Source organism: Enterobacter sp. SENG-6, from assembly GCF_001605945.1.
Classification (GTDB): Bacteria; Pseudomonadota; Gammaproteobacteria; order Enterobacterales; family Enterobacteriaceae; genus Enterobacter; species Enterobacter cloacae.
On the sequence record NZ_LOMM01000033.1, the window covers coordinates 25,689 to 49,474 of the forward strand.

The 23,786-nt window shown below is 58.0% G+C and carries 18 protein-coding genes and 1 pseudogene; 6 read left to right on the plus strand and 13 right to left on the minus strand.

The features are described from left to right. Window position 1: 1 nt before the first annotated feature. Complete coding sequence (locus AX755_RS15905) at window positions 2-1,399, minus strand: NarK family nitrate/nitrite MFS transporter (RefSeq protein ID WP_013096255.1); 1,398 nt, start codon at window positions 1,397-1,399, stop codon at window positions 2-4. Window positions 1,400-1,708: 309 nt separating this feature from the next. On the opposite strand from AX755_RS15905, the gene narX reads away from it, so the two are divergent. Then, window positions 1,709-3,505: a nitrate/nitrite two-component system sensor histidine kinase NarX gene (gene narX / locus AX755_RS15910; RefSeq protein WP_013096254.1), complete on the plus strand. Its 1,797-nt coding sequence runs from the start codon at window positions 1,709-1,711 to the stop codon at window positions 3,503-3,505. After that, window positions 3,498-4,148, plus strand: coding sequence for a two-component system response regulator NarL (gene narL / locus AX755_RS15915; protein WP_003856701.1), 651 nt, complete (start codon window positions 3,498-3,500; stop codon window positions 4,146-4,148). The genes narX and narL overlap by 8 nt, the downstream gene beginning before the upstream one ends. 3 nt (window positions 4,149-4,151) lie before the next feature. On the opposite strand, the gene AX755_RS15920 is transcribed toward narL, so the two are convergent. The 7 genes from AX755_RS15920 to nasR all read right to left on the minus strand — a co-directional run bounded on the left by AX755_RS15920 (window position 4,152) and on the right by nasR (window position 16,515). Then, window positions 4,152-5,558, minus strand: a complete 1,407-nt coding sequence (locus AX755_RS15920; protein WP_062857062.1) for a YchO/YchP family invasin — start codon at window positions 5,556-5,558, stop codon at window positions 4,152-4,154. Window positions 5,559-5,695: 137 nt separating this feature from the next. After that, the gene (locus AX755_RS15925) at window positions 5,696-8,173 is read right to left on the minus strand and encodes a nitrate reductase (RefSeq protein ID WP_062857063.1); all 2,478 of its coding nucleotides are present in this window, start codon (window positions 8,171-8,173) and stop codon (window positions 5,696-5,698) included. After that, a complete protein-coding gene (gene nirB / locus AX755_RS15930) occupies window positions 8,170-12,159 on the minus strand; it encodes a nitrite reductase large subunit NirB (protein ID WP_073971466.1) in 3,990 nt (1,329 codons plus the stop codon). The genes AX755_RS15925 and nirB overlap by 4 nt, the downstream gene beginning before the upstream one ends. Before the next feature lie 13 nt (window positions 12,160-12,172). Next, window positions 12,173-12,961: an ABC transporter ATP-binding protein gene (locus AX755_RS15935; RefSeq protein ID WP_013096250.1), complete on the minus strand. Its 789-nt coding sequence runs from the start codon at window positions 12,959-12,961 to the stop codon at window positions 12,173-12,175. Between the two features lie 9 nt (window positions 12,962-12,970). After that, window positions 12,971-13,852, minus strand: coding sequence for a nitrate ABC transporter permease (gene ntrB, locus AX755_RS15940; protein WP_058678629.1), 882 nt, complete (start codon window positions 13,850-13,852; stop codon window positions 12,971-12,973). Window positions 13,853-13,854: 2 nt separating this feature from the next. Next, window positions 13,855-15,102, minus strand: a complete 1,248-nt coding sequence (locus AX755_RS15945; protein ID WP_062857064.1) for a CmpA/NrtA family ABC transporter substrate-binding protein — start codon at window positions 15,100-15,102, stop codon at window positions 13,855-13,857. A gap of 228 nt (window positions 15,103-15,330) precedes the next feature. Beyond that, a complete protein-coding gene (gene nasR, locus AX755_RS15950; RefSeq protein WP_038419844.1) occupies window positions 15,331-16,515 on the minus strand; it encodes a nitrate regulatory protein NasR in 1,185 nt (394 codons plus the stop codon). Window positions 16,516-16,587: 72 nt separating this feature from the next. Here nasR and AX755_RS15955 point away from each other — a divergent pair, with 72 nt between their 5' ends. From AX755_RS15955 to AX755_RS15965, 3 genes are all read left to right on the plus strand, one after another. Beyond that, the gene (locus tag AX755_RS15955) at window positions 16,588-16,941 is read left to right on the plus strand and encodes a DsrE/DsrF/TusD sulfur relay family protein (protein WP_020690905.1); all 354 of its coding nucleotides are present in this window, start codon (window positions 16,588-16,590) and stop codon (window positions 16,939-16,941) included. A gap of 106 nt (window positions 16,942-17,047) precedes the next feature. Next, window positions 17,048-18,832, plus strand: coding sequence for a methyl-accepting chemotaxis protein (locus tag AX755_RS15960; protein WP_062857065.1), 1,785 nt, complete (start codon window positions 17,048-17,050; stop codon window positions 18,830-18,832). A gap of 212 nt (window positions 18,833-19,044) precedes the next feature. Next, the gene (locus AX755_RS15965) at window positions 19,045-19,284 is read left to right on the plus strand and encodes a DUF1883 domain-containing protein (RefSeq protein WP_013096243.1); all 240 of its coding nucleotides are present in this window, start codon (window positions 19,045-19,047) and stop codon (window positions 19,282-19,284) included. 41 nt (window positions 19,285-19,325) lie between these two features. On the opposite strand, the gene AX755_RS15970 is transcribed toward AX755_RS15965, so the two are convergent. Then, the gene (locus AX755_RS15970) at window positions 19,326-20,021 is read right to left on the minus strand and encodes a gamma-glutamylcyclotransferase (protein WP_013096242.1); all 696 of its coding nucleotides are present in this window, start codon (window positions 20,019-20,021) and stop codon (window positions 19,326-19,328) included. A gap of 177 nt (window positions 20,022-20,198) precedes the next feature. Next, window positions 20,199-20,429, minus strand: coding sequence for a putative cation transport regulator ChaB (gene chaB / locus AX755_RS15975; protein ID WP_013096240.1), 231 nt, complete (start codon window positions 20,427-20,429; stop codon window positions 20,199-20,201). Window positions 20,430-20,698: 269 nt separating this feature from the next. On the opposite strand from chaB, the gene chaA reads away from it, so the two are divergent. Continuing rightward, window positions 20,699-21,799 carry a sodium-potassium/proton antiporter ChaA gene (gene chaA, locus AX755_RS15980; RefSeq protein ID WP_013096238.1) on the plus strand — a complete coding sequence of 367 codons (1,101 nt, stop codon included), beginning with the start codon at window positions 20,699-20,701 and terminating at the stop codon, window positions 21,797-21,799. Window positions 21,800-21,886: 87 nt separating this feature from the next. Here the strand turns inward: chaA and kdsA are convergent, their stop codons facing one another. From kdsA to AX755_RS15995, 3 genes and pseudogenes are all read right to left on the minus strand, one after another. Beyond that, a complete protein-coding gene (gene kdsA, locus AX755_RS15985; RefSeq protein WP_013096237.1) occupies window positions 21,887-22,741 on the minus strand; it encodes a 3-deoxy-8-phosphooctulonate synthase in 855 nt (284 codons plus the stop codon). Between the two features lie 36 nt (window positions 22,742-22,777). Continuing rightward, window positions 22,778-23,587, minus strand: a complete 810-nt coding sequence (gene sirB1 / locus AX755_RS15990) for an invasion regulator SirB1 (protein WP_013096236.1) — start codon at window positions 23,585-23,587, stop codon at window positions 22,778-22,780. Between the two features lie 3 nt (window positions 23,588-23,590). Next, window positions 23,591-23,733 (minus strand): annotated as a pseudogene (locus AX755_RS15995) (siroheme synthase); the annotation flags it as partial. Window positions 23,734-23,786 lie beyond the last annotated feature (53 nt).

The following is a 23,786-nucleotide window of genomic DNA, read 5'->3' on the forward strand; positions in this document are numbered from 1 at the left end:
CTTACTTATTTTTCTTGGAATTACGGCCATATACCAGCCACGTGATGGCGACACAGGCGATATAGAAAACGAGGAATACTTTCATTGCTCCTGCCGGAGAGCCGGTCAGGTCCAGAGAGATCCCGAACGCTTTTGGAATAAAGAAGCCACCGATAGCGCCAATCGCGGAGATAAAGCCCAGCGCTGCCGCCGTATCCGTTGCCGCTTCGCGCATGGCCTGCTCTTCGCTACCGCCCTGCGCTTTCACGCGGTCCATGGTCAGCTTACGGAAGATGACGGAGATCATCTGGAAGGTAGAAGCACTTCCCAGCCCGGCCGTCAGGAACAGCACCATAAACACGCCGAAGAAGGCGATGAAGTTACCGCCCTGTCCGTCGGCTGGCAGGGTCAGGAACAGCAGCGCACAGAAGACAGCCATCACAACGAAGTTAATCAGCGTCACGCGGGTCCCGCCCAGACGGTCAGAGACCATGCCGCCCAGCGAACGCGCCAGCGCGCCAATAAACGGTCCGAAGAAGGCGAACTGCAGAATTTGCACCTCCGGGAACTGGGTTTTCGACAGCATGGCAAAGCCCGCAGAGAAACCAATGAACGAGCCGAAGGTCGCCAGATAGAGCAGCGCCATCACCCACAGGTGGCCGCGCTTCAGCACCGGCAACTGCTCGCTCAGGGATGCCTTCGATGCAGACAGGTCATTCATAAAGAACCAGGCCGCAAGGGTAAAGACCACAAGGAACGGTACCCAGATCCAGGCCGCGTTTTGCAGATAGAGGGAAGAGCCATCTGCCTGCGTCACCCCACCGCCGCCAAACGCCGCGAAGATAGAGACGGAGATCGCCAGCGGTGCAATCAGCTGCATTACGCTGACGCCCATGTTACCCAGGCCGCCGTTAATTCCCAGCGCACCGCCCTGCTTCGCTTTCGGGAAGAAGAAGCTGATGTTTGCCATGCTGGACGCGAAGTTTGCGCCCGCAAAGCCGCAGAGCAGAGAGATGATCACGAACACGCTAAACGGCGTGGAGGTGTCCTGCACCGCAAAACCGAGCCACACGCAAGGCACGATCATGATACCGGTACTGAACGCCGTCCAGCGACGGCCGCCAAAAACCGGCACCATGAACGCGTAAGGCACGCGCAGCAAGGCTCCCGACAGCGACGGCAGCGCGGTCAGCATAAACAGCTGATCGGTGGTAAAGGTAAATCCGACCTTAGGCAGGTTCACCGCTACCGCGCTGAACAACATCCATACGCAAAACGCTAACAATAAACATGGAACGGAAATCCACAGATTTCGGCTTGCGACACGGTGGCCGCGCTGCTGCCAGAACGCCGGATCTTCCGGACGCCAGTCAGTTATAACGGCACCATTTTCCCTTTCGGGAGCGGATGTGTGACTCATAGACACCTCTGATTCTCGAATGATGCTGCAAACATTAGGGTTTTAGGGCGGCGGTAAGTTGATATAAATCAAAGGAAAAGTGGGAGGATTTGCGGCGAAAAAAAAGCCATCATCCTTAGTGAGTAGAGTAAAACGGTAAAAAAGACGTGGTTTTTCACAGGACTGACGTCTCGCTGTCCATTCCTCCCCCTGAGCCTTACCCCATTGGCAATTTAGAGGTAATCCTTTATTGGTATGGGTATACTCCAGGGTATGCACCAGAATAACGCCATTCCTGCAAGCAGGCCACGTCAGGAGCCCGGCAACTCTATGTTAAAAAGATGTTTATCTCCGCTAACACTCGTCAATCAGGTCGCCCTGATCGTTTTGCTGTCCACCGCCATCGGCGTGACCGGCATGGCGATTTCCGGCTGGCTGGTACAGGGTGTACAGGGTAATGCCCATGCCATCAACGAGGCAGGCTCACTACGCATGCAGAGTTATCGTCTACTGGCATCGGTGCCGTTAACCCAGGACGATCAGAAGCTGCTGGACGATATGGAACATACCGCTTTCAGCACCGAACTGGAAAGTGCGGCGATTCGTGCCGGTCAGGAATCCCAGCTTAAAGCCCTTCAGGGCTACTGGCACACTCAGCTGGAGCCGGGGTTAAAGCAGGCGAAAAATCCTGATACCGTTGCCCATGATGTCGCCGGGTTCGTTTCCCGCATTGATACCCTGGTCTCCTCTTTCGATCAAACCACCGAATTACGCATCGACCGGGTGGTGATGATCCACCGGGCGATGGCGCTGTTTATGGGGCTGCTGCTGATTTTCACCATTGTCTGGCTGCGCGCCCGGCTGCTGAATCCCTGGAAGCAACTGCTGGCGATGGCCCGCGCGGTGACCGCCCGGGATTTTACCCAGCGCACCCACATCAGCGGACGTAACGAAATGGCGATGCTGGGCCAGGCGCTCAACACCATGTCAGATGAACTCGCCGAGAGTTACGCGGTACTGGAAAAACGCGTACAGGAGAAAACCGCGGGGCTGGAGCAGAAAAACGAGATCCTCTCGTTCCTGTGGCAGGCTAATCGCCGCCTGCATATGCAGGTGCCGCTGTGCGAACGTCTCTCCCCGGTCCTGAATGGCCTGCAGAATCTGACCCTGCTGCACGATCTGGAGCTTCGGGTGTACGACATGGAAGATGAAGAAAATCACCAGGAGTTTACCTGTCAGTCAGACATGACCTGCGATGACAAAGGCTGCCACCTGTGCCCACGCGGCTTACCGCCGTTGACCACCAGCGGCACGACGCTAAAATGGCGGCTGACAGACAGCCACACCCAGTACGGTATTCTGCTGGCGACCCTGCCCGCCGGGCGTCATCTGAGCCACGACCAGCAGCAACTGGTGGATACGCTGGTTGAACAACTGACGGCCACGCTGGCCCTAGACCGCCATCAGGAGAAGCAGCAGCAGCTGATCGTGATGGAAGAGCGCGCCACCATCGCCCGCGAACTCCACGACTCTATCGCCCAATCGCTCTCCTGTATGAAAATGCAGGTCAGCTGTCTGCAAATGCAGGCCGCAGAAATGCCGGAAAGCAACAAAGCGCTGCTGAGCCAGATCCGCAACGAGCTGAACACCTCCTGGGTACAGCTTCGCGAACTGCTGACCACCTTCCGCCTGCAGCTCACCGAGCCCGGCCTGCGCCCGGCGCTGGAAGCAAGCTGCCAGGAATTTAGCGCCCGACTGGGGTTCCCGGTGAAGCTCGATTACCAGTTACCGCCTCGTTTTGTGCCTTCTCATCAGGCCATTCATTTACTGCAGATCGCCCGCGAAGCGCTGAGCAACGTGCTAAAACACGCTGACGCGACGGCGGTCACCGTTACCGTTAGCCAGCACGATAATCAGGTGAAGCTCACGGTTCATGACAACGGCCGCGGCGTGCCGGAAAATGCCGAACGGACAAACCATTACGGTTTAATTATCATGCGAGACCGCGCCCAAAGCCTGCGCGGTGATTGCCAGGTTCGTCGGCGAGAAACAGGTGGCACAGAAGTGGTTGTCACCTTTATCCCCGAAAAACCCCTCACAACTATCCAGGGAGAAACCCATGACTAATCAGGAACCGGCATCCATCCTGTTGATTGACGACCATCCGATGCTGCGTACTGGCGTAAAACAGCTGGTCAGCATGGCACCTGATATCACCGTCGTTGGCGAAGCCAGCAACGGTGAACAGGGCATTGAACTTGCCGAATCGCTTGATCCTGATTTGATCCTGCTCGATCTCAACATGCCAGGCATGAACGGTCTGGAGACGCTCGATAAGCTGCGTGAAAAATCGCTGTCTGGACGCGTGGTGGTCTTCAGCGTCTCAAACCATGAAGAAGATGTCGTCACGGCGTTAAAACGCGGTGCAGACGGCTACCTGCTGAAAGATATGGAGCCGGAAGATCTGCTCAAGGCCCTGCAACAGGCTGCCGCAGGCGAAATGGTACTGAGCGAGGCGTTAACCCCGGTGCTGGCCGCCAGCCTGCGGGCAAACCGCGCCACCTCCGACCGCGACGTCAGCCAGTTAACCCCGCGCGAGCGCGATATTCTGAAGCTGATTGCCCAGGGTCTGCCGAACAAAATGATCGCCCGTCGTCTGGATATCACCGAAAGCACGGTCAAGGTGCATGTGAAACATATGCTGAAGAAGATGAAGTTAAAATCCCGCGTTGAAGCCGCCGTGTGGGTGCATCAGGAACGCATTTTCTGAGGATTACTCATTCGGGAGTAACTTCCAGCGCGGGTCGTCGTCAGGTAACGCGACAAGCGGCTGAACCACGGTAAGCGTGATCTCATTGGATGAGACGCGCTGTCCTTTTTCATCTTCAACCACCGCCGACAGGTGCCAGCGGTTCTTCGCCCCGTCACTGTCATCCCAGGCAGGCATAATCACACTCCAGCCGTCGCTGCTGTGCGTGTTGGCCGGTGCGGTCAGGCTCAATGCCTGGGTATCGCCCTGCCAGTGGATCTGCCGAATACCGTGAGTGCTGCGTACCTGAAGCTTGAGCATCACGGTCTCGCCCCCTTTCAGATCCCACGGCGGGGTCGCCAGCCAGACGGAGAGCGTTTTGCGCTGGCGGAACTCCATTACCGGCAGATTATCCCGCTCCGGTGAATCATAGCGACTGCCGCGCAGGGAGCGCGTGGCGGCAACTTCGCTGGCAGAAAGCTGCTTGGCAAGGGGCACGCCGAAGCGGTAGTTGAGCTTAAGCCCGAGGTTGTTCTGACTCGCACCGCTCTCGCCCTGCTTATGCGCCGCCGTCAGGGTGACCAGCGGAACAGGCGTATAGTTAAGCCCCAGGTTGACCGCCACCGGGTTGTGATAGCCGGTTCCACTGTTGAACAGGTCAACGTTGTCACCAAAGTACTGCTCAAAGCTGACGCTGGTGTTGAAATGATGAAACCACGGCAGCCAGGCTTTAGCGGTCACGTCATAGCCACGCGCCATGCGCTGCTCCTGCACGTACGAACTCTCGCGCCAGCTGGCCAGCGGTTGATAGTAATTGGCAGACAGACGCAGATTCTCGCCCCACGCCTCCGCGCCCAACCCGGCACGCTGCAGGTTTTCATCGAGCAGGTTATCGTAAAAGGTGTTGTAGCCGAGCAGCCATTTTCCGGCAACCCAGCGCTGACCGATGCCGGCATTGCTCACCAGGCCGTCACTCTGCTGCGTCAGCCCCAGCTGGCTCCAGCTCAGGTAACGGTTGTTATCATTCCAGGGGATGAACCAGCTCCCGCTGCTGCCGTTAAAGTTCCCCTCGTCATCCACCAGTAAATTGACGCTGGCGTTGCCCCAGGGCGAGAGCCAGGACTCAATCTGCTGATTCACCTCGCCGCTCACCGCGTCACGCACCTTACCAAACGCGAACTGACGCGCCTGCTCGCCGGTGGTGAGGCCGTTATCGGTCATACTGGCTTCGCCAAAGGCTTTTGCCATTTCGGCCAGGTGCTTTTCCCCCTCGTCTGTTGGCGTCGCCATGCCGAGATCGGGCAAACTGTCCCCGTTGTTATCAAAGGGGTTTTCTGCCTGATGCATAAAGGAATTCGGGGCACCGTGAACGGCACCCGCCGTAAGAAGTGGGAGTAATAATAGAAAGCGAATGCGGGACGATACAGCCATCAACGTCGTAAATAAGAACCTGTGTTTATGAGGCAACGCTTTTAATGTTAACGCGATAAGCTGTGAAATGCAGTCTTAGCGCAAATTTCAGGAATATCCTGAACATTATTGTCGCCTTACCCGACACTCTTAGACCATTATCCAAACAGCCCTTTCAGCTCCGGCACGCAGGAGCCGCAGTTGGTGCCACACCGTAGTTTCGCCCCCAGCGCTGCAACGGAATCGCACCCGCCGACAATCGCCTCCCGTATCGCATTTTCCCCGACGCAGTAACAGCTACAGATAATGCGTCCCGGATCGACACTCTCCCCCGCGCCCGCGCCGTTCAGGAGCGCATGCCGCTCCGCAAGCGTATCTGGAGCCCGACGGAAAGCCTCTTCAATAGTCGCATGCGCCAGCGCTGGCAACGAAGTCCCTTCCCAGAATCCGAGCATCAGCTCGCCGTTATGCCATGCCAGTACGCTGCTGCGCGCATCCGTCCGGGCAAGTTGCAGCTGCCAGCCCTGCTGTTCAGCATACTCTTTCACCCACGGCATCAACGGTTCGTCAGCCGCCACCGTCAGGCGTGATGCTTTGCGCCACCAGTGTACCGAAGGCGGCAGTTCCGGCAGCACACGGGCATACAGCTCTCCCTGCCACTCAGGCTGCCATGGCATGATCCTGACGGCGGTCTGTTTACTCTCCGGCTGGCCAGACTGAGGATCGCAGCGCCCCTCCACCAGCGTATTAACCTTTCCCTGACGGGCAAACTGCGCATTCCAGTGCATGGGCGCGAATACTTCCCCCTCCCTTTGTCCATCGTTGATACGTGCTTTTGCCACCATCACTCCACGCGGAGAACTGATCCGTGCCAGTTGCCCGTCGCAAAGGGCGAAACGCGCGGCATCTGCAGCGCAGATCTCAACGCAGGGCTCAGAGATATGCTGCATCAGCCCGGGAACATATCCCGTACGGGTCATGGTATGCCATTGATCGCGGATGCGTCCGGTATTCAGCAGCAACGGATATAACGCATCTGGCGCCGCGCCGTGCGGACGCGGGTCAACGGGCACCATATTCCGGTGGGGAAAATCGCCCGCCGCCCACTGATAAGGCTCAAGCTGATCCCAGGCCTCACGGGTAAGCCCCGCCAGCGCATGCAGATTAAACGCCCGTGCCCCGTCATTCTCAAACGCCGACAGCGCCGCATGTTCACAAAAAATCTCCCGCGGATGTTCCCAGGCAAAGGCCTCACCATAGCCCAGCTGTTTCGCCACCTGGGCAACTATCCACCAGTCCGGTTTTGCCTGGCCCGGGGCAGCCAGAAAGGCGCGCTGGCGCGAGATCCGCCGTTCGGAGTTGGTAACCGTACCGTTTTTCTCTCCCCAGCCCAGCGCCGGGAAACGAATATGGGCGTAGCGGCTGGTGTCGGTCTCCTGCATCACCTCAGAAACAATGACCAGCGGACAGTTCGCCAGCGCCTGGCATACCGCGTGACTGTCCGGCAGCGAGACAGCCGGATTGGTGCCCATGACCCATACCGCCTTTACCTCACCGCGGGCAATGGCGTCAAACAGCTCAACGGCCATCAGGCCCGGCGTTTGCGCCAGCCGTTCTGTTCCCCAGAAACGCGCCACCCGCGAGAGATCGTCCGGCTCGAAGTTCATATGCGCCGCCAGTTGATTCGCGAGGCCACCCACTTCCCGTCCCCCCATCGCGTTTGGCTGGCCGGTCAGCGAAAACGGCCCGCAGCCCTGACGGGCAAATTTCCCGCTGGCAAGATGGACGTTAATGATGGCGTTGCACTTGTCGCTGCCGCTGGAAGACTGGTTGATCCCCATGGTGTAGAGCGTAATGGCACGCGGCGCCGTGAGGAACCAGTCGTAAAACGTGACAATCTCCTGTGCATCAAGACCACAAAACCCGGCCACGCGGGCAATCGGCCAGTCGTCGGTACCCTGGATCAGGTTGAGCAAACCGACAAACAGCCCGGCGTCACTGCCGGGCGCGAGCGCCAGATGCAGGTCGGCGATATCACAGGTGGCGGTTTTACGCGGATCGATCACCACCACTTTCATTTGCGGATTGTTTTGCCGCGCCTGAACCAGCCGCTGATAAAGCACCGGATGCGTCCATGCCGCGTTTGAACCCACCAGCACCACCAGATCGCTGTTCTCCACGTCCTCATAGCTGCACGGCACCACATCTTCGCCAAATGCGCGCTTATAGCCTGCTACCGCCGACGACATGCAGAGCCGCGAGTTGGTATCGATGTTCGCCGCGCCGATAAACCCTTTCATCAGCTTATTGGCAGCGTAGTAATCCTCGGTGAGTAGCTGGCCGGAGGCGTAAAACGCCACCGCCTGCGGCCCCCAGGTGTCGATAATCGCCCGCAGCCGCTCGCCGGCCGCGCTTAACGCCTGCGGCCATTCCACCTCCAGCCCGTCCACCACCGGTTGCAGCAGCCGCCCCTGCAGGCCCGTGATTTCACCTAACGCCGCGCCTTTGACGCACAGCCGTCCAAAACTGGCGGGATGGCGTTCATCGCCGCGCACCGTGACCTTGTCGCCCTCAACCCGGGCCACCACGCCGCAACCGACGCCGCAGTACGGGCACGTTGTTCGGGTTTCATTCATGATGCCTCCGCACGGACCAGCAACGCGTCGTTCCCCACCCATACCTTGCCGTTTTCGATTTTCACCGGCCAGGCGCGCACCGCAGGCTCACCGTTATCCACCTGGCAGCCGTCGCGCAGGCGAATACGCTGTTTATAGAGCGGCGAGATAACCACCGGCTCACCCGCCGCATCGCCAAGAATACCGCGTGACAGCACGTTCGCATCGCTGCCTGGCTCCTGATCGTCAAGGGCATAGACCGATTTGCCAAAACGGAACAGCGCGATCGGCTTACGCCCCAGCCGGGCGCCGATCCCCGCCTGCTCCGGGATCTCATCCAGACCGCAAATTTCCTGCCAGCGTTTACTCTCTTCCGTCGCCGGACCGTTCACCGCCGTGCGGAACAGCGCCAGACGGTTCGGATCGTTAAGCGTGGTCTGCCATTCGCACTGATACGTTTCCACCACACGGGCCATCTCCTGCTCCAGCTCGTGCGCAATGCCGAGACTATCGTCGAGGATCACCTCCCGCAGATAGTCGAGACCGCCTTCAAGGTTGTCCATCCAGGTGCTGGTCCGCTGCAGGCGATCCGCCGTGCGAATGTAGAACATCAGAAAACGGTCGACGGTACGGATCAGCGTCTCTTCATCCAGATCGCTGGCGAAGAGATCCGCGTGTCGCGGCTTCATGCCGCCGTTGCCGCACAGATAAAGATTCCAGCCCTTGTCCGTGGCGATCACGCCGACATCTTTGCTTTGCGCCTCGGCACACTCGCGGGTACAGCCGGACACCGCCATTTTGATTTTGTGCGGCGCGCGTAACCCTTTGTAACGGTGCTCCAGTTTTACCGCAAGACCAGTGGAGTCCTGCACGCCATAGCGGCACCAGGTTGACCCGACGCAGGATTTCACGGTACGCAGGGATTTACCGTACGCATGCCCGGTTTCAAATCCGGCCTCCACCAGCGCCTGCCAGATCTCCGGCAACTGCTCCAGCGTGGCACCAAACAGGTCAATACGCTGGCCGCCGGTGATCTTGCTGTACAGCCCGTAGCGCTTTGCGATCTGCCCGATAGCAATCAGCCCGTCGGCCGTTACTTCCCCGGCGGGCATGCGCGGCACGATGGAGTACGTTCCGTCCTTCTGAATATTGGCAAAGTAGCGGTCGTTGGTGTCCTGCAGCGGCAGATGCGCCGGTTTCAGCAGGTATTCGTTCCAGCAGGAGGCCAGCACTGACCCCACCAGCGGTTTACAGATCTCACAGCCGTGCCCTTGGCCGTAGCGGCTAATCAGCTGGTCGAAGGTACGAATATGGTTGACGCGCACCAGGTGATATATCTCCTGACGTGAGTACGGGAAGTGCTCACAGATATCTTTTTTCACCTCCACGCCCTGCTCAGCCAGCTGGAACTCCATCACCTGTTTCACCAGCGCGCTGCACCCACCGCAGCCGGTCGCCGCTTTGGTGCACTGCTTGATGGCACCGATCTCCGTCGCACCGGCGCTCACTGCCTGGCAGATATCGCCTTTGCTGACGTTATGACAGGAGCAGATCTGCGCGCTGTCCGGCAGTGCCGCCACCCCCAGCGCTTTTGGCGCGCTACCGGAGAAGGCTGGCAAGATGAGCGTTTCAGGCTCTTTTGGCAGGCTGATTCCGTTAAGCATCATCTGCACCAGCGTGGCGTATTCGCTGGCATCCCCCACCAGCACGCCGCCGAGCAGGATTTTGTTGTCATGGCTGACGACAATTTTTTTATAGATTTGCTGCGGGCCGTGGGTCCACTGGTAGCTCAATGCCCCCGGCGTACGGCCATGGGCATCCCCAAACGAGGCCACGTCCACGCCCAGCAGCTTAAGTTTGGTGCTCATATCCGCCCCGGTGAAGGATTTCTCCTCACCCGCCAGCGTGGCCGCCGCCACGCGTGCCATCTGGTAACCCGGCGCCACCAGACCGAAGATTTTACCTTCCCACAGCGCACATTCCCCGATGGCGAAGATGTCCTTATCTGAGGTCTGGCAGGCGGTATCAATGCAGATCCCGCCACGCTCCCCGATCGCCAGGCCGCTGCTGCGCGCCAGCGCATCCTGCGGGCGGATCCCGGCAGAGAAGACCACCATATCGGTGTCCAGCTGTTCACCGTCGGCAAAACGCAGGACCAGCCCGTCGTCAGTGGCCGCAATTTCAGTAGTGGCTTTGCTGGTGTGAACCCCGACGCCGAGCGCTTCTATTTTTTTACGCAGCATCGCCGCGCCGTCGTTGTCGAGCTGTACAGCCATCAGGTTGGGGGCAAATTCCACCACGTGGGTTTCTAGCCCCAGCTGTTTGAGGGCGTTGGCCGCCTCCAGCCCGAGCAGGCCACCGCCAATGACCACGCCGCGTCGTGATCCCTTCGCATGCGCGGCAATGTTATCGAGATCGTCCAGCGTACGGTAGACAAAGCAGCCCGGCAGCGTGTTGCCCGGCACCGGCGGCACAAACGGATACGAGCCGGTCGCCAGCACCAGTTTGTCCCAGTGGGTTTCGTGACCGCTGGCGGTACGCACAACGTGCGCGTCGCGATCGATGGCGACAATTTGCCGCGACAAACGCAACTCTATGCCGTGTCTGGCAAAGAAATCGCCCTCCACCAGCGAGAGGGACTCCGCGCTGCGGCCGCCAAAATACTCTGAGAGATGGACGCGGTCGTAAGCGGCATAACGCTCTTCGCCAAAGACGACAATCTGGTATTGCTGATGCAGATTGCGGTTTACGCAGTCTTCAAGAAAATGGTGGCCGACCATACCGTGCCCAACCACCACCAGAGTAGGTTTTGTCATAGCGTTCTGTCCTGCAACCTGCGGTTGCGTCGTAGTGAATCGATCGAACAGCCAGTCCACGTGTGCGGGCGCAGCCGTTGCCAGTAAATCGGTAAATGTTGCCGCGCTGCGGCAATCTCCCATCAGCAGTACGCCAGCCAGCGCACCGCGATGAATCAGTAAGCGACGGTAGTGACAGGTCAGCGGATCCCACGCGTCCCAGACCGTATCCTCCGGTTGCGCCGTTACGCGCCCGGCGCTGAAGAGCTCCACACCGGTGACCTTCAGGCGCATCCCGCTGTCGGTATGGGCAAAAGGCACAGGGGCGTCCCCTGCCAGCCGGGCGGCGAGAATGTCCGCCTGCGACAGGCAGGGGGCAACCAGGCCAAACGTCTGACCGTCGATTTCGCAGCACTCCCCAATGGCGCTAATAGCCGGGACGGAGGTCTTCATCTGCTGGTCGACCACAATGCCACGGGCGCAGTGAATACCGCTGGCGCTTGCCAGGGCGATGTTGGGCAGTACGCCGGTAGCCAGCACCACGCGCGCGGCGCTAACCTGGCGTCCGTTGTGTAGCGTCACTGAATCCGGCGCGATTGCCGCGATCCCGGACGACAGCTCGCAGCGCACGCCGCGCTCCGCCAGCGCAGCCTCCAGCAGCAGCCCCGCCTGCCGATCCAGCTGTTGTTCCATCAACCACGGTCCGCGATGCACCATCGTGACGTTGTCACAAGTTTGTGCCAGCGCCGCTGCCGTCTCAACGCCCAGCACGCCGCCGCCCAACACCACCGCTGACCCCGGGATCTGCGCAATGGCTCGCGTATCCTCAAGGCGGCGGAAGGTAAAGACGTGTGGCGCATCGCCCCCGGGGATCGGCGGCACGAACGGTATCGACCCGGTGGCGAAGACCAGTTCATCCCACCCCAGCGTGGTCTGCGCGGTACGGATTTCCCGTTTCGCCACGTCCACGGCGAGCACCTTTTGCCCCCTGAGCACCGTGACGCCGCGCTCGCGGTACCAGTCATCGTCCTGCAGGCGGATCTGTTCCGGACGTTTTTCCCCACCCAGCACCGGCGAAAGCTGGATGCGGTTGTACGCATGCTCAGGCTCCTCACCCAACACGGTGATCGCGAAGCGGCCAGGCGCACGCCCGGTCAGCGAGGCAATCAGCCGTGTTGCTGCCATTCCATTGCCGATAATGACCAGTCGCATCGTGGTGCCCCCACTACGCCGCTTTGGGCTGTTTTTCATAGAGGAAATGGAGGATCTGCTGGCGCATGTGGTGGTAGCGGCTGTCGTCCGCCAGCTGCACCCGGTTACGCGGACGCGGCAGGTCAACCTCCAGGATTTCGCCGACGGTCGCCGCCGGGCCGTTGGTCATCATCAGCACGCGGTCAGAGAGCAGCACCGCTTCGTCCACGTCGTGGGTGATGAGCACAATGGTGGTGTTGAGCGCCTGCTGGATTTGCATCACGGAGTCCTGCAGATGGGCACGCGTCAGGGCATCCAGCGCGCCAAACGGTTCATCCATCAGCAACACTTTCGGCTTCATCGCCAGCGCACGGGCAATGCCCACGCGCTGCTTCATACCGCCTGAGATCTCCCCCGGGCGTTTATGCAGGGCGTGCCCCATCTGCACGCGATCGAGGTTGTGTTCAATCCACTCACGACGCTCCGCCTTGCTCATGGTGTGGCGGAACACCTGATCGACCGCCAGCGCAACGTTGTCGAAACAGGTCAGCCACGGCAGCAGGGAGTGGTTCTGAAAGACCACCGCACGCTCCGGTCCCGGACCCGCAATTTCACGGTTGTCGCAAATCAGTCCCCCTTCCGTCGGCAGGGTGATCCCGGCGATTAAGTTCAGCAACGTTGATTTGCCGCAGCCGGAGTGGCCTATCAGGCTCACGGTTTCACCTTCGTGGATATCAAACGAGACGTTCTGCAGCGCCAGAAATTCTCCGCTGGCGGTAGAAAAACGCTGGCTTACGGCCTGGACCTGAATGATTGGTTTCATGTTCGCTCCTTATTTTTCCTGCCAGCTAAAGCGACGGGCGATCAGCATCAGCCCCTGCTCCAGCAGTAACCCGACCACGCCAATGATGACGATGGCGATGAGAATGTTTTCGACGTTGAGGTTGTTCCACTCATTCCAGATCCAGAAACCGATCCCTAAGCCGCCTGTCAGCATTTCGGCGGCGACAATCACCAGCCAGGCGATACCGATGGAAAGACGTACCCCGGTCAACACCGCAGGCAGCACCGCCGGGAAGAGGATCCGACGCAGAATGGTCCACTCAGAAAGCTGCAACACGCGTGCGACATTGAGGTAATCCTGCGGAATACGGCGTACCCCTTCGGCGGTGTTAATCACCATTGGCCAGATCGAACAGATAAAAATGGTCCAGCTGGAAGCAGGCTCTGCTTTCTGGAACAGCAGCAGGCCGATAGGCAGCCAGGCCAATGGGCTGACCGGGCGCAGCAGCGCAATCAGCGGGCTGAACATGCGTGAGAAAAAGGTGAAACGGCCAATCAGAAAACCGAGCGGGATACCGACTAACGCGGCCAGGCCAAAGCCCACCGCCACGCGCTGCAGGGAGGCAAGTACGTTCCAGCCGATCCCCATGTCGTTTGGCCCGTCGCGATAAAACGGATCGGCAAACAGGGTGATGGCAGAATCCAGCGTGCTCAGCGGCGTCGGAAAGCCTTTGCTGTTGATTGCCGCCAGTTGCCAGAGCACCACCAGCAGCCCCAGCCCCAGCAGCGCCGGAATGATACGCTGGAGCACGTTGTTAATCCGGCGGGCAATCGCCGGAGGACGACGGCGAACCTGAACCGGTGGCAGGGTAATCACCTCGCCACTCACCGGCGTCTCGTGTTTTGCTTTCGTGCTGTGCAGATGCTGCATAATCAGGCCCCTTTACGGTGAATAGCGAAGCGGTTGGCATAGCCTTCAGGATCGGTACCGTTCCAGACGGTGCCGTCCATCAGGGTGCTACTGCGTAGTGGTGAAGTCGGTGTGGTAATGCCCCCCACCGCGGTGGCGGCATCCTGCCAGACCGCGGTCTGGTTAATGCGCTGCGCGATGCCCGCGTAGTCCGGCGCGGCTTTGAGCAAACCCCAGCGGCGGAACTGGGTTAAGAACCACATGCCGTCGGAGAGATACGGGTAGCTCACAGCCCCCTCGTTGAAGAAACGAATCGGATGCGCGTCCTGCCAGCGCGTGCCCACCCCGTTGTCGTACTCACCCAGCATCCGTCCGGTGAGGTACTGCTCTTTGGTGTTCAGCCATGCGCGACGCGAGAGGATCTGCGCCGTTTCACGTTTGTTTTCCGGTGAAGCGTCGATCCAGCGCGCGGCTTCCAGTACTGCGCTCACCAGCGCCCGCGCGGTGTGCGGATTTTTCTCCACCCAGTCGCGACGGGTACCGAGGATTTTTTCCGGGTGGTCAGCCCAGATAGACTGCGACGTTGCAGCGGTAAAACCGATGCGATCGTTAATGGCCCGGGCATTCCACGGCTCGCCGACGCAAAAGCCGACCATATTGCCAATACGCATGTTCATCACCATCTGCGGCGGCGGTACCACCACGGTGCGAACATCGTCAAACGGGTTAATGCCCGCACTGGCCAGCCAGTAGTAGAGCCACATGGCGTGCGTGCCCGTCGGGAAGGTATGCGCGAAGGTGTACGTGCCCGGTGCCTGCTGACCAATCAGTTTCTTCAGCCCGTCGAGATCGCGAACGCCCTTCTCTGCCAGATCGGCAGAGAGCGTAATCGCCTGGCCGTTCTGGTTGAGGGTCATCAGATTCGCCATCTGCTGTGGCTTACCGGCGATCCCCAGTTCCAGTCCGTACAGCAGACCGTAAAGAATATGCGCCGCGTCCAGCTCCCCCGCGACTAACTTATCGCGCACGGCCGCCCAGCTCGCCTCTTTGGTGGGCACGATGGTAATGCCATGCTTTTTATCGAACCCTTTCAGCGCCGCGATGACCACCGGAGCGCAGTCGGTCAGCGGGATAAACCCGATGCGCACCGTCTCCTGCTCGGGTTTATCCGAGCCTGCCGCCCACGCGGCCTGCATGGCACCCGGTAACAACATTGCACTGCTCGCCAGCACGCTGGCCTGCAAAAACCGCCGTCTCGACAAATCCGCCATGACCACTCCTGAAAAAAAGACAAAAAAAAGCGCCCGACAGTGCCGAAGCACCGCTGGACGCCTTTATCCCGAAGACTGATGCACCGCCGTTGGCGCACCGTCAAAATTGGTTACTGAAATAATGCAAAGGTAATGCCAGGTTTTAATGCCTTGTTTTTGTGGCTTTTGCCCCACTGGCTCTGCAAAAACGCACCTCAATCAGGCACAACGTGCCCACTGATTGTGCAGCTACTCCTTAGGGGTTAGCTGCCACAATCGCTTCACGGTAAGCAGCGCGCGGGCGATATCCACCATGCGCTGGTTCTTGTCCATCGCCATTTTGCGCAGTGCCGTCCACGCCTGTTCCTCACTCATGTTGTGGTGGGTCATCAGCACGCTTTTGGCTTTATCAATGGTCTTGCGCTCTTCCAGCGTATCGCGCAGCGTCGCGAGCTGGCGGGAAAGCTGTTCTATTTCACGAGCCTGCTGGCGAACCAGCGGCAGCAAAGGTTTATCCGGATAAAGCGCGAGCGGATCGTCATTCTCATCGGCACTTACCGGATGTTGAGGGTCATGATGGATACGCTCATCAACCGCCAGCATCAGGTCGGCGATAACCATCTCCTCCAGGGTGCGCAGGTGCTCAAGACGCGACGTTTGCAGGGCGAACCAGTTCAGCGCCGTGTCGCCATTATCCGCAGCAGGCTGGCGGGTACAGGCCACACGCCGGAGTTGCTCCGTCTCGCGGTCGGGCTGGCAGTCCCGGGAAAAGGTGCTCTGCACATCCGCCGGGCTGTGGCTTAAAAAGATCTCAAAACAGGCCTGCTGCCCGTCAATGCGATCCACCAGCCTCTGGCGGGTGACATCATCAAAAAAACCCTGCGTGAAGCCAATGGCCCCCAGCGCCCGCTCTTGTCCCGCCAGCTCTTTGCCCTGCATCAGGCTGTAGAGGGCAACAAAACGCCCCGCCAGTTGCGGATCGTCAATGCTGTCGTTGAGCTGCGGCACGATACTGAGCAGATGGCGAAGCATGCGACAGTAATGTTCCATCGCCTGCGGGGCGGTAACGGTTTGTTGATTCACCCCTTCTCGCAGGGCGGGGAGTGATTCAAGGCTCTGCAACGCAGCGGCGATGCGCTCACATACGGCGCTGCCCGGCACTGGGGAGTGTCTATCCAGAATGCCATACAGTATGGTGAGATTTTCATCCACCAGCGCCCGGCTGGCTTTGCATTCGGGGGCATAGAGCTTACCCTGTGAGCAGAGCCAGACGTTTGATGCACCGCGCTCGCACTGTAGCATATGCACCAGTTGGCTAATGCCATTCACCAGTACGCCCAGCTGTGCCAGCTTGCTGAGCTGCTCCTGACGCAACGCTTTTGCGCGCTGGAGCCATTCGGTTGCACCCGACGAATTGCCAGCCATTAATGTCATGCTTACTCTCCCGGATAACCCTACCTGGGAGAATGAAGCAATATTCGTGCCTTAATATAAACAGGAGTTAACATGCAGAAGATTGTGATCGTCGCCAACGGGGCGGCCTACGGCAGCGAATCCCTTTTTAACAGCCTGCGTCTGGCCATAGCGCTGCGCGATAACGCGAGCGAGCTGGATCTGCGGATCTTTTTGATGTCCGACGCGGTCACCGCCGGTCTGAAAGGCCAAAAACCGGCAGAGGGCTACAACATTCAGCAGATGCTGGAGATCCTGACGGCGCAAAACGTGCCGGTTAAGCTCTGCAAAACCTGCACTGACGGGCGCGGTATTACCGGGCTGCCGCTGATTGACGGCGTGGAAATTGGCACACTTGTCGAGCTGGCCGAGTGGACGTTAGCCGCCGATAAAGTATTAACTTTTTAATAATAAACCCGTAAAAATATTATTTTCTTATGGACGCGGTTTCAGCATCAAGTTTACCTGCGGGGTTGCCGATAGGCATGGAAACAACACAGCAGGTATTTCACTTATGTTCAGATCGATTCGTGCTCGCATCATTGTCGCGACGACAGGCTGCCTGGTCGTCGCCCTTCTTCTCAATACCGTCATTAATTTCCAGGTCACGCGCCAGGATAATCAGCAGTCGCAGCGTGACATTCTGACCAGCACCAGCGCCAGCCATAACATGGCGATTGCCGACTGGGTGAAAAGCAAAATGACGGTCATTACCTCCGCCCAGAGCGTGGCGCTGAGTGACGACCCGGTACCGGTCTTTAAACAACTCGCCCAGGCGGGAGGCTTCACCAACGTCTATGTGGGCTATGCCACTAAAACGGCGAAATTCTCTGAGCCTGCGGGCGTGCCTGCGGATTATGACCCGACCATTCGCCCCTGGTATCAGCAGGTGGTCAGCCAGGACGGACCGGTGGTGACCGCGCCTTACGTGGACGCCGGAACCGGAAAACTGGTGGTAACTTTTGCGGTACCGGTAAAAGAAAACGGGACCCTGAAAGCAGTGGTGGCGGGCGATGTGGCCATGGATAGCGTGGTGGCTAACGTGCGCGGCATTCACCCGACCCCGGCCAGCAGCGGGTTACTTCTGAACAGCGACGGCAGCGTTATCGCCGCCAACGATCCGGCCCTGACGTTAAAACCGTTTGCAGAGACCATTACCGGCACCGATTTAGCGACCCTGAAAAGCGGTGAACCGGTTGATGGCACATTTGACGGCGGTGATAAAACCCTCGTCGCCACGGCCGTTCCGGGAACAAACTGGATTCTGGTGGTCGCACTCGACAATAACGACGCCACCTCCGGCATGCGCTCGCTGCTGAAAGCCTCGGCACTCTCGTTGGTGATCCTCGCCCTGCTGAGCGGCGCGCTTGTCCACATCCTGATTGCCTGCCTGCTCAAGCGGTTGTCCGATATCCGCGACGCGATGCATAACATCGCCAACGGTACCAACGACCTCTCCCAGCGCCTGCCGGAGAGCGGTAACGACGAAGTGGCGCAAATTGCCCAGGCGTTTAACGCCTTTAGCGATAAGCTCTCGGTGGTGATGATCCAACTGCGTGACGCCAGCGCCTCGGTGAAAAATGCCGCCCAGGAGATTGCGGCTGGCAACCAGGATCTCTCCGGGCGTACCGAGCAGGCAGCCTCCAGCCTGCGTGAAACCGCCAGCGCCGTAGAGCAGATCACCGCGTCGGTGACTCAGTCAAATGAGTCCGCGGCAGAAGCGAATGAACAGGCCAGTAAAGCCTCCGCTGCGGCCTCACGCGGCGGTGAGGTCGTCTCTCAGGCCATCAGCACCATGCAATCCATTGAAGTGGCTTCGGCAAAAATTGGCGATATCACCAGCGTGATTGATGGCATCGCCTTCCAGACCAATATCCTGGCGCTGAACGCCTCGGTGGAAGCGGCGCGCGCCGGTGAGCAGGGCCGCGGGTTTGCCGTGGTGGCAGGCGAAGTACGTAACCTGGCGAGCCGCAGCGCCCAGGCGGCGAAGGAGATCAAATCGCTTATCGACTCCACCACCGACAGCGTGGCAACCGGCTCCCGCTATGTACATCTGGCCGGGGAAAGCATGGATGAGATCCGCGCCAGCATCGGCAGCGTCTCGGGTATCATGCGTGAAATTTCCATCGCCACCAGCGAGCAGATGAAAGGCATTCATGAGATCAACCATGCTGTCACGCACCTCGACAGAATGGTGCAGCAGAACGCTGAACTGGTGGTGCAATCCGCCGCAGCCGCCAGCGCCCTGCAGAGCCAGGCGGGCGACCTTGCTGAAACTGCCGGACATTTCCGCATTTAATTTTCTTCTGGTGCGCCTTCACCGTGTAAACACGCGCCAGCTGAATGCTTTCAGGTATTTTGTCATTTTTGTTTAAACGTTATGCCATTTTTTGATCAAAATCAGCATCCCGACGCTCCCCCTTTGGTGTTATGCCATGAGTGAATTGTGAACAACATCACGCTCGGAAATGGCAGCAGGGAGAGCGTTGTTTAAGACTACGGGGTAAATAAATGGCACTGGTAAAAACAAGTTTGAAACTGTTTGGCGGGGATACGGTAGTGGTGCGTTGTTCAGAGCGCTGCCGTATTCATTTGATGAGTGCGAAGGCACAAAAACAATCGCAGGCAGATATCCTGACCGTGCAGGATGATAAGGCGTGGCTTACCGTCCCTTATACCGGCACATGGGATGTCCTGATTGACAGCCATAGTCAGTCACTCGAACACTCAGTCAGCTACGTGGCCGCTTAAAAACAGACGCCCGGTCTGCACTCTCGCAGCCGGGCGTATTATCAGGCAAAACCCGGACGCAGCGGGTTATTCAGCGGATTTCCTTCCAGCAGCGCTTTCACCTTCGCTACCAGCTCATTCAGACACTCGTCCTGCATGCCGAGGCGCGTCAGTTCCTGATCGAGTGAAAACAGATACTGCGCGTTTGTGCCGAGCGGTCCACTGGCCGCCGCAATCAATGGCGCGATCACCTGCGTGCGGGTATCCGCTTCATACAGGGGATGGCGCGGATCCATAATAAACACCAGCGCGTTGACGGTGCGTCCGTCATCAAGTTCCAGCTTGCACCAGCTTGGCATATAGCAGCCGGTGATCATCTCGCGCTTCCAGAGCAGCGTCAGCTCCTCTTCGAGGGTGGCATCCGGCAGGCGATACGCCACCCCCGTGGTGCGTCCGCCCTCTTTCAGTGCAAGCATACGTCCCGGCTGACAGGCACTTCCGCGTCCGGCGGTTAATCGCAGACAAAATGCGCGATGCCACCCCGGGAGCGTACCTGTCGCCGATTCGACAAATTCCAGAGCCGGGTTCCACATCAGCGAACCGTAGCCAAAAATCCATACCGGGCCATCATCCGGGCGGCAGGCAAGCGTGGCAGCGAGCGACGCCGCACGTTGTTCAGCTGACCAGAGAAGCGATTCCTCAATAGCACCAAATGCCGTCTTACAATCTGCCTTCATTAAGAAATCACGCGTTAACACTTTACACCTCCGCCACTGCATGCTTCCTTGCGACATCTGTAATTCACCTTCCCGGCATTATCTACTGGTCATTTTGCCAGCAGTTGAATAACGATAAGCAATTCGCGGGCCAGTTGCAATACAACGGCAGTTCAACCGCCTGAAAAGTCAAAATGAAGGCAGCTTATTATTTTACGGCTATTTCTTTTTATGCCATTTATCATCGTCTCCTTTCTCGTAGTCATGTTTTACTGCCGCCCAGGCCACTTTATGCGCCGTCTCTTCCCGGCTGGCATCGTCCCGACGATCGTCTTTATCTTTGTATTGATCCCAGGCGCTGTTAAACGCCTCTTTATAGATATCCTGCGCATGTGCGGGCAGTACGTTTTGCACGTTATCGGGTAAATCGCGTTTCGTTTTATATGGCATCATTAACCTCTCTTTTGCTTAAAAAGATAAGTGTGGACGACGATGCTGCAAGCTGCCAGTCGCGGATAAATTTTGAAGATTAATGAAGTTAATTACATGTTATTTAATATGTATTAATCAAAAATATGACATTATAGATATCAGGAGACTTAAAACAGGATTAGGGTAAAATTAAGTAAAAGATAAAGGGTATTTAACAGAGATCTGTTAATTTAATGACCTCAAAATTCTATCTATAATTACAAGCACCTGCATTGATGGAGAAGCACATGACAGCAGCACACGAGGCGGTAAAAACCCGCCACAAGGAGACGTCGCTCATTTTCCCGGTTCTGGCACTGGCTGTGCTGCTCTTCTGGGGAAGCAGTCAGTCACTGCCAGTGGTGGTTGGTATCAATATTCTTGCGCTGGTAGGGATTTTAACCAGTGCCTTTAGCGTGGTTCGCCATGCCGATGTCCTGGCTCACCGTCTGGGCGAGCCGTATGGATCGTTAATTCTCAGCCTTTCCGTTGTGATTCTTGAGGTCAGCCTCATTTCCGCGCTGATGGCGACCGGCGACGCCGCACCAACCCTGATGCGCGATACGCTCTATTCCATCATTATGATTGTGACCGGTGGTCTGGTGGGCTTTTCACTGTTGCTGGGCGGCCGTAAGTTCGCCACCCAGTATATGAACCTGTTTGGCATTAAACAGTATTTGATCGCCCTGTTCCCGCTGGCGATTATCGTGCTGGTCTTCCCGATGGCGCTGCCGGGAGCAAACTTCTCTACCGGTCAGGCGCTGCTGGTCGCATTGATTTCCGCCGCCATGTACGGCGTGTTCCTGTTGATTCAGACCAAAACGCACCAGAGTCTTTTTGTGTACGAACATGAAGACGACAGCGACGACGATGACCCGCACCATGGCAAACCGTCTGCCCACAGCAGCGCGTGGCACACGGTTTGGCTGATCGTACATCTGATTGCGGTTATCGCCGTCACCAAGATGAACGCCAACCCGCTGGAGACACTGTTAACCGAGATGAATGCCCCGGTGGCGTTTACCGGCTTCCTGGTGGCGCTGCTGATCCTCTCGCCGGAAGGGCTGGGCGCGCTGAAAGCGGTGCTGAACAATCAGGTACAGCGCGCCATGAACCTGTTCTTCGGCTCGGTACTGGCGACCATTTCGCTTACCGTTCCGGTGGTGACGCTGATTGCCTTTATGACCGGTAACGAGCTGCAGTTTGCGCTGGGGGCGCCGGAGATGATTGTGATGGTAGCGTCACTGCTGCTGTGTCAGATTTCGTTCTCAACCGGGCGCACCAATGTACTCAACGGCGCGGCGCATATGGCGCTGTTTGTGGCGTATCTGATGACGATATTTGCGTAGTTTTATCTGGTGCGGGCTGATGCCCTCACCCCAACCCTCTCCCACGGGGAGAGGGAGAAAAAAAACCCGCCGAAGCGGGTTTTTTTATTAATTGCTGGTATCCAGCTCGTCGAAGCTCTTCACCAGATCGTCAATCGCTTTGATCTGTTTCAGGAACGGCTCCAGTTTGTCCAGCGGCAGCGCGGACGGACCGTCGCATTTCGCATTCGCCGGATCCGGGTGCGCTTCAATGAACAGACCCGCCAGCCCGGTCGCCATACCGGCGCGCGCCAGTTCGGTCACCTGCGCACGACGGCCGCCAGACGCGGCACCAAACGGGTCGCGGCACTGCAGAGAGTGGGTCACGTCAAAGATCACCGGAGACTGGTTAGAGACGTTTTTCATCACGGTGAAGCCGAGCATATCCACAACCAGGTTGTCGTAACCGAAGTTGGAACCACGGTCGCACAGGATCACCTTGTCGTTACCGCCTTCGATAAACTTATCGACGATGTTCCCCATCTGCCCTGGGCTCACGAACTGCGGCTTCTTCACGTTGATGACCGCACCGGTTTTGGCCATCGCTTCCACCAGGTCAGTCTGACGAGCCAGGAACGCTGGCAGCTGAATAACGTCAACCACGTCAGCCACAGGCTGCGCCTGAGACGCCTCGTGAACGTCGGTGATCACTTTCACGCCAAAGGTCTGCTTCAGCTCCTGGAAAATTTTCATCCCCTCTTCCAGGCCCGGGCCACGGTAGGAGTGAATGGAAGAGCGGTTGGCTTTGTCAAAAGAGGCTTTAAACACGTACGGGATGCCCAGCTTCTGGGTCACGGTCACGTAGTGCTCGCAGATACGCATGGCGAGATCGCGGGATTCCAGCACGTTCATACCGCCAAACAGCACGAACGGCAGGTCGTTTGCCACGTTGATATCACCAATGCTAACCACTTTTTGTTTCATAGGATCGCCTTATTCAGGTGTGAATCGGAATTAAGATTAATGCAGTGTAATTTGTTTGTGCGAGATCGCGTTGATCTGCGCGCGAATCATTTCGCTGATCGGATCTTCCGGGCATTGCTCGACGAAATAGCTTAAATCGTTCAGCGCCACATGCTCGCAGTCGAGCTGGGCATAAATCAGCCCGCGGTCGCGAATTTCGTACGGGTCTTCCGGATTAAACTGCAGCAGCACTTCGCTGGCGCGCAAGGCCAGCTCCATCTGCCGCTCTTCCATCAGTGCAGATTTCAGCGTATCCAGCAGCTTGCGGATCACTTCGGCGTTATCGGCTTCGTCGAGATCTTCGTTAAAGAGCTCGGCCACCGGGCTGATATTACCTTTCAGCCAGACATCCAGCGTATGTTCATCCAGCGTATCGCCGTTAAACGGATTGATTAACCACATCTCCCCGTCCAGCCACTCAGCGCGCAGGATCATCTGCGTCGGGAAAATGACCGGCACCAGTGGAATATCCAGACGGTGCGCGATCCACAGCAAAATAGAGCCCAGCGCAACGGCGCTGCCCTGACGATTTTTTAAGACCTGGTCCAGCCATAAAGCGTCAGACAGGCGATACACGCCACGCGTGTCGCAGAAACCCCACTCGCCGTAGAAAAGCTCCAGCAGCTTTTCCAGTTGCCAGTCCTGCGGACGCGCCTGATTGATCTCTTCGCGCGCCAGGCTGACCAGACTTTCCAGCTCATCGTAGACATACTGCGACGTAAAATCGTCGCGAATCATCTCCGAAATCAGGATCATGCCATCGCAGAGCGGCACTTTATTAAATTCGAAATCGGCTAAGGACCTCATGACTTACCCCAGTAACGGTATTCTAGTGGTGGCGAGTTTAATGATGATGTACAGCACCACCAGACCCAGCAGAAAGGCGATAAACCCGACCTGCTGGCTGCGCGGACGACGACGTCCAGGCGCGATAAAACCCAAAACGATATATACCCATCATACTTCAAGCTGCATGCGCGTTGGCTGCGCTCGCTCACCTCAGTCA